Annotated in this window: 16 protein-coding genes; 10 read left to right on the forward strand and 6 right to left on the reverse strand. The window is 40.2% G+C overall.

Annotated features, from left to right (window positions below; genetic code table 11):
* Nucleotides 1-48: 48 nt before the first annotated feature.
* The 10 genes from deoC to B155_RS0102000 all read left to right on the forward strand — a co-directional run bounded on the left by deoC (nt 49) and on the right by B155_RS0102000 (nt 9,121).
* Entirely contained in the window at nt 49-942 is an 894-nt protein-coding gene (gene deoC / locus B155_RS0101955; RefSeq protein ID WP_018126555.1) for a deoxyribose-phosphate aldolase, read from the forward strand.
* Nucleotides 943-959: 17 nt separating this feature from the next.
* Nucleotides 960-2,465 (forward strand): aldehyde dehydrogenase family protein, encoded by a 1,506-nt coding sequence (locus tag B155_RS0101960; RefSeq protein WP_018126556.1) that lies wholly within the window; start codon nt 960-962, stop codon nt 2,463-2,465.
* Between the two features lie 7 nt (nt 2,466-2,472).
* Nucleotides 2,473-3,339 carry an aldehyde dehydrogenase family protein gene (locus B155_RS0101965; RefSeq protein WP_018126557.1) on the forward strand — a complete coding sequence of 289 codons (867 nt, stop codon included), beginning with the start codon at nt 2,473-2,475 and terminating at the stop codon, nt 3,337-3,339.
* Nucleotides 3,339-3,896: an SPOR domain-containing protein gene (locus B155_RS0101970; RefSeq protein WP_018126558.1), complete on the forward strand. Its 558-nt coding sequence runs from the start codon at nt 3,339-3,341 to the stop codon at nt 3,894-3,896. The genes B155_RS0101965 and B155_RS0101970 overlap by 1 nt, the downstream gene beginning before the upstream one ends.
* 101 nt (nt 3,897-3,997) lie before the next feature.
* Nucleotides 3,998-4,750, forward strand: coding sequence for a carboxypeptidase regulatory-like domain-containing protein (locus tag B155_RS13510; protein ID WP_018126559.1), 753 nt, complete (start codon nt 3,998-4,000; stop codon nt 4,748-4,750).
* Nucleotides 4,751-4,752: 2 nt separating this feature from the next.
* Nucleotides 4,753-6,441, forward strand: coding sequence for an adenylate/guanylate cyclase domain-containing protein (locus B155_RS0101980; protein WP_018126560.1), 1,689 nt, complete (start codon nt 4,753-4,755; stop codon nt 6,439-6,441).
* Complete coding sequence (locus tag B155_RS0101985; protein ID WP_018126561.1) at nt 6,434-7,657, forward strand: hypothetical protein; 1,224 nt, start codon at nt 6,434-6,436, stop codon at nt 7,655-7,657. Before B155_RS0101980 ends, B155_RS0101985 begins: the two co-directional genes overlap by 8 nt.
* Nucleotides 7,658-7,769: 112 nt before the next feature.
* A complete protein-coding gene (locus B155_RS13710; protein ID WP_018126562.1) occupies nt 7,770-7,934 on the forward strand; it encodes a YqaE/Pmp3 family membrane protein in 165 nt (54 codons plus the stop codon).
* Between the two features lie 21 nt (nt 7,935-7,955).
* Entirely contained in the window at nt 7,956-8,837 is an 882-nt protein-coding gene (locus B155_RS0101995; protein WP_018126563.1) for an aldo/keto reductase, read from the forward strand.
* Nucleotides 8,838-8,917: 80 nt separating this feature from the next.
* Nucleotides 8,918-9,121: a hypothetical protein gene (locus B155_RS0102000; RefSeq protein ID WP_018126564.1), complete on the forward strand. Its 204-nt coding sequence runs from the start codon at nt 8,918-8,920 to the stop codon at nt 9,119-9,121.
* A 137-nt stretch (nt 9,122-9,258) separates the two neighbouring features.
* On the opposite strand, the gene bioA is transcribed toward B155_RS0102000, so the two are convergent.
* The 6 genes from bioA to B155_RS0102030 are packed head-to-tail and all read right to left on the reverse strand — an operon-like array spanning nt 9,259 to nt 14,909.
* Nucleotides 9,259-10,527 carry an adenosylmethionine--8-amino-7-oxononanoate transaminase gene (gene bioA / locus B155_RS0102005; RefSeq protein ID WP_018126565.1) on the reverse strand — a complete coding sequence of 423 codons (1,269 nt, stop codon included), beginning with the start codon at nt 10,525-10,527 and terminating at the stop codon, nt 9,259-9,261.
* Between the two features lie 35 nt (nt 10,528-10,562).
* Nucleotides 10,563-11,174, reverse strand: coding sequence for a dethiobiotin synthase (gene bioD, locus B155_RS0102010; RefSeq protein WP_018126566.1), 612 nt, complete (start codon nt 11,172-11,174; stop codon nt 10,563-10,565).
* A 1-nt stretch (nt 11,175) separates the two neighbouring features.
* Nucleotides 11,176-11,985 carry a methyltransferase domain-containing protein gene (locus B155_RS0102015; protein ID WP_018126567.1) on the reverse strand — a complete coding sequence of 270 codons (810 nt, stop codon included), beginning with the start codon at nt 11,983-11,985 and terminating at the stop codon, nt 11,176-11,178.
* Nucleotides 11,969-12,667, reverse strand: a complete 699-nt coding sequence (locus B155_RS0102020) for a hypothetical protein (protein WP_018126568.1) — start codon at nt 12,665-12,667, stop codon at nt 11,969-11,971. Before B155_RS0102020 ends, B155_RS0102015 begins: the two co-directional genes overlap by 17 nt.
* Nucleotides 12,652-13,827, reverse strand: a complete 1,176-nt coding sequence (gene bioF, locus B155_RS0102025) for an 8-amino-7-oxononanoate synthase (protein ID WP_018126569.1) — start codon at nt 13,825-13,827, stop codon at nt 12,652-12,654. Before bioF ends, B155_RS0102020 begins: the two co-directional genes overlap by 16 nt.
* Nucleotides 13,824-14,909: a DUF4837 family protein gene (locus tag B155_RS0102030; RefSeq protein WP_018126570.1), complete on the reverse strand. Its 1,086-nt coding sequence runs from the start codon at nt 14,907-14,909 to the stop codon at nt 13,824-13,826. Before B155_RS0102030 ends, bioF begins: the two co-directional genes overlap by 4 nt.
* Nucleotides 14,910-14,913: the final 4 nt, after the last annotated feature.

Consider the following 14,913-nt stretch of genomic DNA (forward strand, 5'->3'; position numbering starts at 1 on the left):
ACCTATTAAGAGTTATATTAGACTAATTCCTTACAAAAAAAGATTACCTTGATTAAAGAATTTAAAACTGTTCCCATAGATCATGTGGCGGTTGAAGAAAAAGTCAGCCGACTGAACAAGAGAAGCATTAAAAAAGAATCGAAGATGCAAGCGCTTAAACTTGCACTGAGCATGGTGGACCTCACCACCCTTGAAGGCAAAGATTCAGAAGGCAAAGTAAAACAGCTGTGCCAAAAGGCAAAGCAGCCTCATCCCTACTTGAAAGACATCCCTCAAGTAGCCGCTGTATGTGTGTATCCAAGTATGGTTCGTACAGCAAAAGAAAGTTTAAAAGGCACTAAGATCAATGTAGCGAGTGTAGCTACAGCCTTTCCGAGTGGTATGGCTCCGCTTAATATCCGTATTGATGATACGAAGTTCGCCGTTGATGAAGGTGCTGACGAAGTAGATATGGTTATAACCCGTGGAGCTTTTCTTCAAGGGGAATACAACCTAGTATTTGATGAAATTGCAGCTATCAAAGAAGCCTGTGGTGATGCTCACCTCAAAGTTATTCTAGAGACCGGTGAATTACATACTTATGAAAATGTACGCCTTGCCAGTGATATTGCTATGGAAGCTGGTGCTGACTTCATTAAAACATCTACAGGTAAAATCAGTCCTGCAGCAACGCAGCCCGTTACTTTAGTGATGTTAGAAGCCATTCGTGATTACTATTATAAAACCAACAAAATGGTTGGAATGAAACCTGCGGGTGGAATTAGAACTGCTAAGCAAGCCTTACAATATTTAGTGCTTGTTAAAGAAACACTTGGATCAGCATGGTTGAATAACGAGTGGTTCCGCTTTGGAGCAAGTTCGTTAGCCAATGATTTGCTTATGCAAATTGCTAAACAAGAAAGTGGGTACTACCAAGGACCCGACTATTTTTCAATTGATTAAGATTCTGAGAGGATTTCATGTCAGAGACTACTAAAAACGATACGAGCTATAAGCCGACCTCACCGAACTCTAAGTTAGATTTTGCATCGCTTTGGGAATATGCCCCAGCACCTGAGAGTTCTGCAAATTTAGACATTAAAGAACGCTATGAGCTTTTCATTGATGGTAAATTCCAGAAACCATCTAAGGGTATTTACTTTAAAAGTGTAAATCCTGCGAATGAAGAAGAGCTCACGGAATTCGCTGAAGCGACCCAAAAAGATGTTGACAAAGCTGTTAAAGCGGCTCGCAAAGCATTTGAAGGCGAATGGTCGAATATTTCGGCAAAAAGTCGATCAAAATACATCTACCGCATTGCTCGTATGTTACAAGAGCGAGCACGTGAGTTTGCAATTGCGGAATCACTAGACGGTGGAAAGCCCATTCGTGAATCCAGAGATGTAGATGTGCCTTTAGCCGCAGCTCACTTCTTTTACTATGCGGGCTGGGCTGATAAACTAGATTATGCATTCCCAGGTAAAAGCCCTGAACCACTCGGTGTTTGTGGACAAATTATTCCATGGAACTTCCCTCTTCTAATGTTGGCTTGGAAAATAGCACCGGCATTAGCGTGTGGTAACACTGTTGTACTTAAGCCAGCCGAAACTACATCGCTAACGGCAATGATGTTTGCTGAGTTAGTTAAAGATGCAGGACTTCCAAAAGGCGTGGTTAATATTGTAACCGGTGCTGGACAAACTGGGGCTGAGATTGTAAATCATAAAGACATTGATAAAGTAGCTTTTACTGGATCTACAACGGTTGGAAAGATTATACAGAAGTCGCTTGCAGGCACCGACAAGAAGTACACCTTAGAATTGGGTGGAAAAGGTGCACTTATCATCTTTGAAGATGCCGCTATCGACCAAGCCGTTGAAGGTATCATCAATGCGATATTCTTTAACCAAGGACATGTTTGCTGTGCCGGATCTCGACTACTTGTTCAAGAAGGTATTGCCGATACAGTGATGCAGAAACTTAGAGATAGGTTAGAAACCCTCATCGTGGGCGATCCAATGGACAAGAATACTGATATTGGAGCCATCAATTCTAAGCAGCAGTTTGAAACTATTAATAAGTACCTAGAAGTTGGTGTTGAAGAAGGTGCTGAAGTGTACCAAAGTTCATGCAGTATTCCTGAGAACGGTTACTTCATTCGCCCTACCCTTTTAGGCAATGTTTCACAAAGTAATAAAGTGGTACAGGAAGAAATTTTTGGACCTGTATTAACCATTCAAACTTTTAGAACAGCTGATGAAGCCATCGAAAAAGCTAATAACACACCATATGGCTTAGCTGGTGGTGTTTGGACCGACAAAGGCTCTAAGATCTTTAAAGTAGGTAAAGAGTTAAGGTCTGGAGTAGTTTGGGCAAATACATACAACAAGTTTGACCCTACCTCTCCATTTGGTGGTTATAAAGAAAGCGGTGTAGGTCGTGAAGGTGGCTTACATGGACTCGCAGCATACGTTAATTTGAAATAAGGTAAAGATGTCAGATAGAATAGAAGTTCAAAAAACTTACAAGACTTATGTTGGAGGAGCTTTTCCTCGCAGTGAATCTGGTCATTATTACAAAGTATATGACAGTGAAGGTGATTTTTTAGCGAATGCATGCCGTTGTTCTCGTAAGGATGTACGTGATGCTGTGAAAATTGCTCGTGGAGCATTTAAAGGCTGGAGCTCTAGAACTGCATACAATCGTGGTCAAATTCTTTATAGAATTGCAGAAATGATGGAAAACCGGCGTGACCAGTTTGTGAAAGAATTAAGCAGTATTGGCTTTAAAGCTGAAGAAGCACAAGCCGACATCAATGCTTCTATTGATCGGTTGATTTACTACGCTGGTTGGACCGATAAATACCAACAAGTATTTGGTTCTGTAAACCCTGTAGCAAGCGCACATTTTAACTTCAGTATTTTAGAGCCTACAGGAGTTGTAACTATCATTGCTCCTGAAAACAGCCCATTATTAGGTTTAGTTTCTGTAATAGCACCCGTTATTGCTGGAGGGAATACTTGTCTAGTTTTAGCTTCTCAACAATATCCACTTCCTGCTATTAGTTTTGCTGAAGTACTTAACTCTTCGGACGTTCCGGGCGGTGTAATAAACATCATCACAGGACTTCGTGAAGAATTATTGGAACATTTTAGCTCTCATATGGATGTAAATGCAGTGTTCGCTACCGATGTTCTTGACGAAGAGTCGAAAAAGCAGATGGATGAACTAGCTTCAAATAACCTGAAGCGAGTAGTTCGCCATAACATTGAAGATTGGTACGATCACGAAAATGAAAGTCCGTATTTCATAACAGATTTCCAGGAAACTAAAACCACTTGGCATCCCGTAGGATTCTAATGAAGCAAAAAACTTCTTCCTTATTACTTATTCTATCAGTATTGGTATTGGCGTGTTCTTCAAGTAGCCAAACTATTGACACTCCATCAGACTCTCCTTCCGCAAATGAAGGAAACACCACTGAAACTACTGAAGGTAATAACGATACTGCAGCCCCTTTAATAAGCAGTTTAAGTGATTCTTACGCTGCTTATTCAAATGACATTCCAGCTGAATACAAGGAAATCAAAAAAGTAGTTGAGGAAGAAGTTGATTTAACTCGTGGTTTCAGAGTTCAAATTTACTCTGGTGAAAGTGTAACTCGTGCCGATACGATCGCCTCTCAGTTCAGAGCATGGGCCGATACATCCATAACTGGCTACCAAGCCGAAACCTATACCTTTTTCAAAACACCCTACTATCGCGTTCATGTTGGTGATTTTCATGATCGTGACTTCGCCCTTGAATATTCCAAACTCGTAAAACGAGTATTCAAAGATGCTTGGGTTGTGTATGATAAAGTGAATCCTTGGAGTGTAGCTTCAGATACCCTTACCATTACGCTGATTGAGCAGTAAACGGTTTAACTTTAGCACTTCTTAGATTTTTTCGATAATTAAACTAGATTGTATTCAATCCAAGGTACAATAGAAGTCGTAGTTATAGAAAAAATTCTCATATGCTTAAGTATATATCTTTTCAAGGGGTGCTCTTACTAATTGCTGGATTCTTAGCCTCCTATACATCCAATGACGCCCCACAAGCTTCCGCTCAAATTATCCATATATCCGCTTCGGGTGATTTAAGTGGTAGAGTAATTATCCCTATTAATAACACTAATACTCGACGCTTTCGAGGTTCAGGTTATAGAAATCGAGGTGGCAGCTCAAACTCTACTAATAGTAGTGATGAAAACACAAGCCCCTATGTAAATACCATAGTTAGTGCGCATCCAGTATCTTATGAACTACCTGATGACATCAGTGGTAAAGAAACACCGATTCGGCAAAAAAATGCGGAGTTCACGCCAAATGTAACTCCCGTTACTGTTGGCACGATCGTACAGTTTGTAAATGATGATCCCTTCTTCCACAATGTGTTTAGTTTAACTCCTGGTTCAAGATTTAATATTGGAAGGCGACCAACTGGTGATGTCTATAGTCGCCAAATAGATCCTCCAAAATGGAAAGTTACTGGAGTAGGACCTATAAGTTTATTCTGCGACATCCATTCTCAAATGAATGCAACTATCTTAAGTTTAGATACCCCCTATTTTACCAGAGTAAATGAGGACGGAACATTTACGTTGCCAAACCTACCTGATGGCGAATACGAAATCAGAGTGTTTAGCCCAGGTTTAGAAATTATCTCTCAGAATGTAACCATACAGTCGAATCAAGAAACTTCGGTTACGCTAAACGTGGTTGGGTAAGCATGAAACTTAGAATACGAACCAAATTAATCATACTCCTAGTTGGGCTAACGGGAGTGGTTCTCACTGCCGTTCTTTCAGCAGTGAACAATACGTTTTCCAGTACTATTAACGAAGATATCGTTCTGGATTTCAGCCAACTTCAAGGGTTTTTCAGGAAACAACAGAGTTTACAGTATGATCGATTGGTTGAATCGGCCTATTTAATTAGCGAAAACTCAACCTTTAAAGCGAATGTTGAGCTCGGTGATGCCCCTACTATGCAGCAAAGTATTCAAGAGTTCGCCTACTTCATTAAAGCAGATTTATTCGTGGTCACCGACCCAAATGGAACGGTTCTAGCTTGGTTAAATAATCCAGGTAAAAGTGGTGCTTCATTAGTTCACCGCCCTAGTATAAGTCAAGCTCTTCAAGGTATAGAACCAAGTATAGAAGTCATTTGGCCAGAATTATGGGCTATTGATGGTGAACTATACCAAGTGGTATCCATCCCTGTTTACCTAGGCGATATTATTATCGGTACCACTACATTGGGTTCAAAATTTCAAGACACCGAAGCGAGTGCTTTAAAGCAAAACACCCCGTTAGAAGTGGTAATGTACTTAGACGATCAACCTATTGCCTACTCCACAACCTCTCGTGAAGTTGAAAGTTTACGTGCTTTTGCCCAAACCCTTACCCCAACTATCGACACCTTAGTTTCATCACTTGAAATTACACCACCTTTTAGAAGTAATTTATATGGAGAAGAGATTCTAGCTTTTATGAGTCCATTAGGTGAAAGTGAACGAGCGTTTTATCTCGCCTATGTACCTGTAAAAGAGCAGTTTCAAATACTTGACGTTCTAAAGAAGAACATCATCATTATTGCGTTAATCTGTATTGCCATCGTAATCCCTTTAGCATACTTCATCGCTAGGGCATTTTCTCAACCGATACAATCACTTACAAAAGCTATGCTCGAGGTTCGTCAAGGTAAACTAGACATCGAAGTACAGCCTAGAACAGATGATGAAGTAGGTATACTCACAAGAACTTTTAATGAGATGATTGTGGGTTTACGTGAACGATTTGCTCTTTCTAAATATGTAGGCGATCACACCTTAGAAATGATTAAAAGCACGAGTGATTCTGAAGTGAAATTAGGAGGCTCTCGAAAGAAGCTCGCTATACTATTCACCGACATCCGAGGTTCTACAGCAACACTTGAGAAAACGGATCCTACAGAATTCATACGTCACCTAAATAAAACACTTAGTCATCAAGCTGATTGTGCACGAAAGTTTAATGGTTCTATAGATAAGTTCGTTGGTGATTCGATGATTGCCCTTTTCTCAGGACCAGATTGTATTGACCGTGCATTGAAATGCTCTATTGCTATACAGCGACAGTTTCAAAAAGATCGTCAAAATGATGGGATATTTAGAGGCTTAGGCATTGGAGTGAACTATGGAGAAATGGTTTTAGGAAATATGGGTGCTAAAGAACGAATGGACTACACGGTTATAGGCCCGGAAGTAAATCTTTGTGCTCGACTGTGTTCGGAAGCCGATGATAATCAGATTCTGATATCTGAGGAACTAGTTCAGAAATTTCATCTAGATACTAAATTCAAGTTCGGTTCTAAATTATCTAAGTCTATGAAGGGCTTTTCACAAAACTTCGATGTTGTTGAGGTACATTATGATTAAATCTTATTTCAACACTACCACCCTGCTATGCACTCTTCTATTTTTGGGAGTAACTGCAGCACCTAGTTTTGCACAGATTCAATGGAATGGTTCCATCGATTTTGAATTGAATCAAGGGGGCGAGGATTCGCGATTCATAACCAATGGAGTACCCTCAAAATATAAAGAAGCTCAATTGGCCATCACCCAATTCAATGCTTTCATGATTGCTCCTATTAGCCAGAACTTCTTTTTTGAAAGTAGGCTACAACTTGATACTTGGGGAAATGGTTCTTTAAACGACCCAAGAATTGCCCTAGCTTCAATTACATGGGATGATCCCAATCGATCTTTGATATTAAAAGCTGGCCGATTTGTCTCTCCATTTGGGCTTTATTCTAAACGCCCATTAAGCGTAGATCGAGTGTTCACCCGTCTCCCATTAGCCTATACCTATTTCACCAATATTTCTGACATACGAGGCTATTGGCCACAAGCTGGAAACAATACGAATGTGGAATACGATGAAGGCGATGTTGGGCTCACCACTTTATATTTTGGTGGGTATACTACCGGTCTTGGAGGATTATGGGAAATACAGCAAGACCGTTGGTTTCTAGATTTTGCCCTTACTAACAACACCCCCATAAGTAAAGCAGAGCGATCTTCATTGGGGAATATTGCAGCCACGGCTCGACTTCAATTCAACCCCAATATCTATTGGAACCAAGGTTTATCATTGTCATATGGTAATTTTTTGCAAGACGATCCAATCAACGAATCGGGACAAGAGCAAACTGATTTTTCTTCCTTTACACAATTCTTAGTTGGAACCGACTACCTCCTCTCATTCACCTATTTCGAGATTGTTGGAGAAGTAGTTTATTCGAACTGGCAAGTTCCACGATTCAATGGAGTAGCTTTTTCAGAAACTACGAATGGTGAACTAGAGACTTATTCACTCAGCAATATATCCACCAACATTGATATCAAATATGAGCCTCCAAGGTACTCAGGAGCTTATCTTGCTATTCGAGCTGAACTTCTTCATTTCATAGAAGCCGATGATCCACAATCGAATCAGAAAATTCAATGGGATGATAACGTAGAGCGTATTACCGCAGTGATTGGCTACAAACTCACTCGAAATTTAATCACGAAGCTTTCATTTTCTGAACAAACCCCATTTGATGCTTCAGCTTACAGCTTTAGGATTAGCTTGAACGCATTTTTTTAATTGAAATGCCTATTAAGATTATTTGTTCGAATCATTTGGAACTACCCTCCGATTGAAATAGTATAGGTATTGAGTTAAACGTTTTAATTCTAAACTTTATCAATTTATATCTATGAGTATTCTAAGAATCATTCTCGCTGTAATCCTACCTCCAGTGGGCGTATTTATGACCGTAGGAATCGGTGGTGCATTTTGGTTAAACATCATTCTTACCATTTTGGGTTACATCCCTGGGATTATCCACGCTATTTGGGTTATTGCTAAAGCTGATAAATAAGATTCGAGCAAAAGATAAGCTATGAAGTATCATTCACTCGGAAAATCTGATTTATTGGTGAGTGAAGTTGGTTTCGGGGCAATGTCGCTTGAATTAGACTCTTCTGAAAACCATAAGCTAATCCATGAAGCCGTCGAATTTGGTATCAATTTTTTTGATACGGCAGACCTCTACGATAATGGAGATAATGAGTCTTTATTGGGGGAAATACTAAAACCCATTCGGCAAGATATCTACATTGCTACAAAAGTTGGTAATCAATGGAAAGCAGATGGATCTGGATGGGAATGGAAACCTAGCAAGGAGTATATTTTAAGCGCCATCGATAAAAGCTTAAAGCGACTTAACACCGACTATATAGACCTCTATCAACTTCATGGAGGCACTCTAGACGATCCATTTGATGAGATAGTAGAAGCATTTGAAAGGCTAAAAGAACAAGGCAAGATTAGAGCTTATGGTATCTCTAGCATTCGGCCTAATGTTATCAACAAATGGATTGATCATTCCAATATGGATAGCGTAATGGTTCAGTATAGTTTATTAGATCGCCGGCCTGAGGAATGGGTATTGAATGCTCTGAGGAAAGCAGGTATATCAGCCATAACAAGGGGCACACTGGCCAAAGGCCTCCTGATTGATAAAGAACCCAAAGAGTATTTAGAGCATACTAAAGATGATGTAAGGCGTGTTCAGAAGGAACTAAATAGCAGCCACAACCCCATTCAACAGAGTATACATTTTGCATTGGATGCTGATGCTGTTTCTTCAGCAATAATGGGACTTCGAACCCGGCAACAATTGCAGGCCATTAAACAAGCCTATAGTTCTACCCATCAAACAGACATTGAAGGAATGAAACAGCTCACAAAAGCATATACCTATAGAAAGCATCGTATTTAGATTAATAGGATTAATCCTAGAAACAAATTGATGTAATGATGCTTTAAAGAAGTAAACCAAAACAACAAAAACGGCTATTCATGAATTTGAAAGAAAGAACACGTAAGGAACTAGAAGAGAAAATTGAAAATCTAGAGAATATCATTGCAAAGCGCGGATTAGGCTCTGATTATTTAGCTAAAGCCGAGAAGATTCAGCGTGATGCCAACCTCGCTATTATTCTAGGTAGTGTAACGGCTGTATTAGGAATCGCAGCTTGGTCGGTATTCCGCTCCAACGATTGATATTCCACCCTCCCATTTTCTAAAGCCTCATAACGCTTGTTGTGAGGCTTTTTTTATGCCTATGATTCTTAGTATGTCTTTGAAATAGTTATGAGAAGGGAATACTTAAACTATTTAAGAAAATTATCAGAACCCAATCACACCAACTCAAGGATTGTGCTATACACCCTATCTAATTCCTCTTCAGTTACACAATAAGGGGGCATCAGATATAGCACATTCCCAAGCGGTCGCAACAATAATCCATGATTCACACATTCTTCTTTGATGCGCTTAGCAACTGGATTTAAGTATCCTGTCTCCTCTTCCGTAACAATATCCATAGCTGCAATGGTGCCTTTCACTCTAAGTTTTTCAAAACTTGGATGATCTTTAAACCGCTCGAAGTTTTTCAAATGAATGGTTTCCATTCCTTTGAAGATGCATTCGTTTTCTTTTAGCAGTTTCCAGGAAGCGATACCAGCCGCACATCCCAAAGGATTCCCCGTGTAGCTATGTCCATGCCAGAATGTTTTAATAGGATCGGTTGAGTTAAAGCTCTCATAGATCTCATCACTGCTTACGGTTATTGATAATGGCATGAAACCGCCCGTAATCCCCTTACTAAGGCAAATGATATCTGGTTCAACTTGAGCGCGTTTACAGGCAAAATAGTCGCCCGTACGCCCAAAGCCCGTCATTACTTCATCAAAGATGAGTAACGTATCGAATTGACGATTAGACCAATGCACTTTTTGTAAGAATTCCTCTGAACACATTCGCATTCCACCAGCACCTTGAACCAAAGGTTCCATCAGTATTCCGGCATATTTATTAGGATGATCGGTTAATAAGCCTTCTAAGGTCTCAATGATATCATCTTCTTTGTTAGCTCTTTCAGGGTCTCCAATCCATGTTTCTGGATATGGAATCACTTCCACTTCAAACATCCAGTCTTTGAATACTTCCGTAAAAATTGAACGCTCACCGGCCGACATTGCCCCTAAAGTATCCCCATGATATGCGCCTTCGAAACAGATAAAGGTTTTGCGTTCCTGCCCCTTATTTGCCCAATACTGATATGCCGTTTTCATAGCCACTTCAACCGCTGTAGAACCGTTATCAGAGAAAAACACCCGATTGAGGTTTTTAGGAAGTTCCGCAGTGATAAGCTCGGCCAGTTGCTCAGCTGGATCATGGGTGAAACCCGCGAAAATCACATGCTCAAGTGTAGAAGCTTGCTCATAAATGGCTTTTGCTATATCGGGATGGCTATGTCCATGCATATTAACCCACCAACTCGACACACAGTCTAAAATCTCTCTACCATCTTCTAAGGTTAAATACGCTCCCTTGCCACTTTTAACCTTTAATGGTTCCGGAGCATCTTTGATGATAGTGAATGGATGCCAAATGTTTTTATGCATAGCTAATAGGACTTACTTTAAAGTCGGTCAGTGATTTATAGATTCTGAAAGGCTTCTACTAAGGATTCCTTATTGATTGTTGAAAGCATGGGAAGATGATAAACAGGTACTTTCCCAAAGTGCTCAATAGTTTCTTTATTGCTTTGGTGTTCATCACCGCTTAAGATGACAGCACATACCTCAATACCTCGATTATTCAAAGCTTCTATGCTTAACAAAGTGTGGTTAAGTGTGCCTAATGAAGTTCTTGCCACCAACACTACGGGTAAATCAAGTTGCTTGATGAGATCAATCACTGTGAATTGCCAGTTTATGGGTACTATTAAGCCACCAGCTCCCTCTACAATCAAGTGTTCAGTTTCAAAATTGGGCAGTTCGAAATCACTTGGTTTAATTTGAACCTGATCAATATCTGCCGCGGCGTGTGGACTCATAGGAGTTTCGAGTCGATATCGTTCAGGAATAATACGACTCTCATCTAATTCAGCAACACGAGTTACGAATTCAGTATCGGTTTCTTCATCCAAACCCGCTTGTACAGGTTTCCAATAGGTGGCATTTAAAGCCGACATAAACATGGCCGAAACCATAGTTTTACCAATTCCCGTGTCGGTTCCTGTTACAAAAAATTGCTTAGGTAATTTCATTCTATCCGTCTTTTTTAGCGGCTATATAAACAACATGCCATTTAACTTTTATGCCTTCACTTTGTTGTTCATTCCAATAATTAGTTAAAAGCTTTAATTGCTTGGCTGACAATTTTTTACCACTTGTATTTGTAGAGGCGCCAATGGCTTTAAGGTGGCGGAAAAAGTCGAGGGAGTGATCAAAATTTTGATAAATATCGTTCTCATAATAGTCTACTTGAACGGGCCCCATAGACAACTTGATCACCACTTCCTCTACATCTGGAAGAGCATTAGCTGTATAAGGCAATCCCAATGCCAAGCAGTATTTATACCATTGTTCGAAACTATGATTTCCAGGAAAGGCACAAAGGAGCAATCCACCGGGCTTTAGCATCTGGCTCAATTTCTCCAAACCCAGCGCTGTATCTTTAAACCATTGTGGCGCAAAATTACTAACAATTAAGCTATACTTATTCTCTTCAATAGCGGCAGTATCAACATCTAAGGTTGAAAATTGAATCCGTTCTGTTAGTAGGTCAATTTCAGTAAGGCGTTCTCTACAAAATGAAAGCATCCCTTCAGCCGCATCTGTAATTAGCATCTCTTTTTGAGGGAATTCAGCGATTAGCTGCTCTGTGAGAAAGCCCGTTCCACAGCCTACTTCAAGAATAGGTCCTTCAGGTAAGGTGTTCTTCCAAGGTCTTAACGACGAAATTATTCCTTCAGCTACCTTTAACTGCACTTCTGCTTGCTGATGATAGTTCTCGGCTGCTTTAGAAAAGGAATCTTTTATAGAAGAAGTAATTGGGGGCTCAACGATTGTTTTCATAGCGTTCAAAAATAGGAATCAATGAGCAGAGATACGACCAACAATCTTGAGTTTTTGTAATAGGAAGTGCATGTCCAACTCCTTCAAAAACCTTTGAATGCTTCGTCCAATAATGTGGCGCAATGATATCGGCCCCACGGGGTTGCAGTAATACTTTATCCCTGTCGCCGTCTAGAGCAATCATGGTTGAACCAAAATCGAGGTCAATCATTGGAAAACGTGTGGAGCGTAAGGCCTGAAGATCTTCATAGAGCGGTACTTTGTTAGGGGAACCCGATGGCACCCTCCCGGTTGAATTGGGGGCAAAAGCAGAACCATAAAAGCGATCTAGCACTTGTTGTGGTTTCTTAGGGAACTGATCGATCATTCCCTCTAAACCTCGTTCCGCCACGGTTTTTAGGTTTTCAGCATCGGGTAGAAAATCACCAAATCCATTAAAAATCACCATTACATCCGCTTTACTTAAGATCCCTGAATTACACCAATGCAATCCGAATGAATGCAAGAACACTACACGGAATTTCGTGTCTGCTTCAAAACGAGGATGAAATGCTTTATCGAAATACCCTCTATTGGCGGTTTTAAATACAATATCCGTGGGCAACAGCTCTTTCCAAGCATCCCAAAAACTGGCATCAAAGCCCCAACCGTGATATGCTAAAATCTCTATCTTTTTTTCCATGCTCTTAATGCTTTCAAAAGTTGATCAATATGTGCTTTTGTATGCTTTGTTGTAAGGGTAATCCGAATTCTTGAAGCACCCTTTTCCACCGTAGGTGGCCTGATAGCTGATACCCATAATCCATTTTCTAGCAAGAAGTTAGACAATGATAATGTTTCCTCTTCCTCTCCTACTATCACGGGTATGATGGCACTATTAGAAGCTCCAGTGTCCCAACCAAGCTTTTCAACTTCGTAGCGAAAATATTCGATGTAATCATGCAGTTCGGCTCGCTCTTTATTCATGCTTGGAATTAACTCTAAAGCTGCATGTAAAGCCCCGATAACAGTTGGCGCCATAGCTGTGCTGTAAATAAAGCCCGCAGCATAATTTATGAGATACTGTTTCATCTCTTCGGAACAGGCTACAAAAGCTCCTGAACCACCAAAGGCTTTACCAAACGCCCCTAAACGAATATCAATACCATGATGCTCATCTGACAAACCAAGCCCGTTTTTACCAATCACTCCAATCCCATGAGCATCATCGATGTATAACAAAGCATTATATTGCTCAGCTAATTGAGTAATGCTTTCTAAATCACTTCGATCCCCATCCATACTGAATACGGTTTCTGTTACAATCCATATTCGGTTGTAGGAACTTTCAGATGCTTCTTGAAGCAATTTTTCAAGATGATCAAGTTTGTTGTGTTTGAATCGTTTAAAAGTAGCATTGCTTAATAGAGCACCTTGTATGAGGCTGTTATGTACTTTTTTATCCGCCAGTATCAGCGAATTACGATCAGCCAAAGCAGGAAGCACGGTCGTATTGGCTTGATATCCAGAATTGAAGAGCAATGCGGCTTCTGTACCGAATACATCTGCTAGCTTCTTTTCCAGTTCAGAATGTATGGTAAGTGTTCCTGTTACAAGCCTAGATGCGCCGGAACCTACCCCATATTTATCCGCGTATTCTTTTGCACGCTGAATAAGCATTGGATGGTGTCGAAGCCCTAAATAGTCGTTGGAAGAAAAATTGATATAGCTTTGTCCATTGAATTTGATGTTTACCCCACCAAATTCGAACGCTAAGGGCTTGAGTTCCCGAAGACGATGAGATGCCCTTCTTTCATCAAGGGCATCTCTTAAAAACTTAAATTTGTCTTCTTTTTCACTCAATTATTTATGGTAAATGTAGAATCACTTTCAAAGGTACGCCCCATTGCTCTAAACTGGCGAACAAATGGGAGTTTCTTTTGTACAGACGGAGCAAACTGAGAATATTCAATCATGAATAATCGGTTTGTAGCAGGGTCGTAATAGGTAAAGTTCACAAATGGACCACCCATCGCGCCGTTCATCATTTTCCACCAACCTTGAGTCTCATAGGCCAATAAACGTCCTTTTTGGAAACTGTTGGTTCTCATTTTAATGCGTTCGTTATATTCCGTTGAGATGTATTGGTCATCTCTAGAACCTTTGATGTACTGCTGATTCAGTGAATCACGAGTAGCATTTATCCATTCATCATCTAAGAAACTGATATCATTCACATTGTTCTTCCACCAAATCCACATCCAACGGTCGTTTTCAGGCAATGATCTACGGAAGGAAACGAAATCAGTAGTATCAATACGCTTGTAGTAATCATGTTGGATTCGAAGCTTGAAGCCATTTTCTGTCCACAATGAATCGAATTGTGAAGTCAGCTCTTTCTTCTCATACACATCTTCTGTCCATCGTTTAAGCTCTCGTTCAAGGATATCAGCATTTAAAGCTCTTTCGGAGTTAATAATTTTTTGAGCTAATGCCGAATCAGAAGTAGATGTCAGAATCAATGCATACTGATCTTTGTACCACTGATCCTTGATTGGAAAAGCAAAACTTTCACCTGCTCTAACTTTTTGCTCTACGCCAGCATCTAAAAAGGCTCGTATCTGAGTAGATACAGAAGTAGAGTCGTCGATAGGACCTGCGAAAATCACATTCTTCATACTTTGAATGCGTTCCATATGTGCTTGCGTACGAACATCTGTAAAGGTAAGACGGTAGTTAGGCTCTGGATTGAGCATATGGAATTGGTACTTACCAATGGTTTCACGAATGGCATTTGCCGTTTCGCTTTCCCAGGCTGTTGAATCCATTACAACAAAAACTTCATTAATAGATCCCTTGGCTCTCGACCTGTAATCACCATCACAGGCTACTAATCCCCCTAACAGAATTAATGTAAATACTAAGACATGTGTTTTTAATGACATAATA

It is taken from the genome of Balneola vulgaris DSM 17893 (assembly GCF_000375465.1).
Classification (GTDB): domain Bacteria; phylum Bacteroidota; class Rhodothermia; order Balneolales; family Balneolaceae; genus Balneola; species Balneola vulgaris.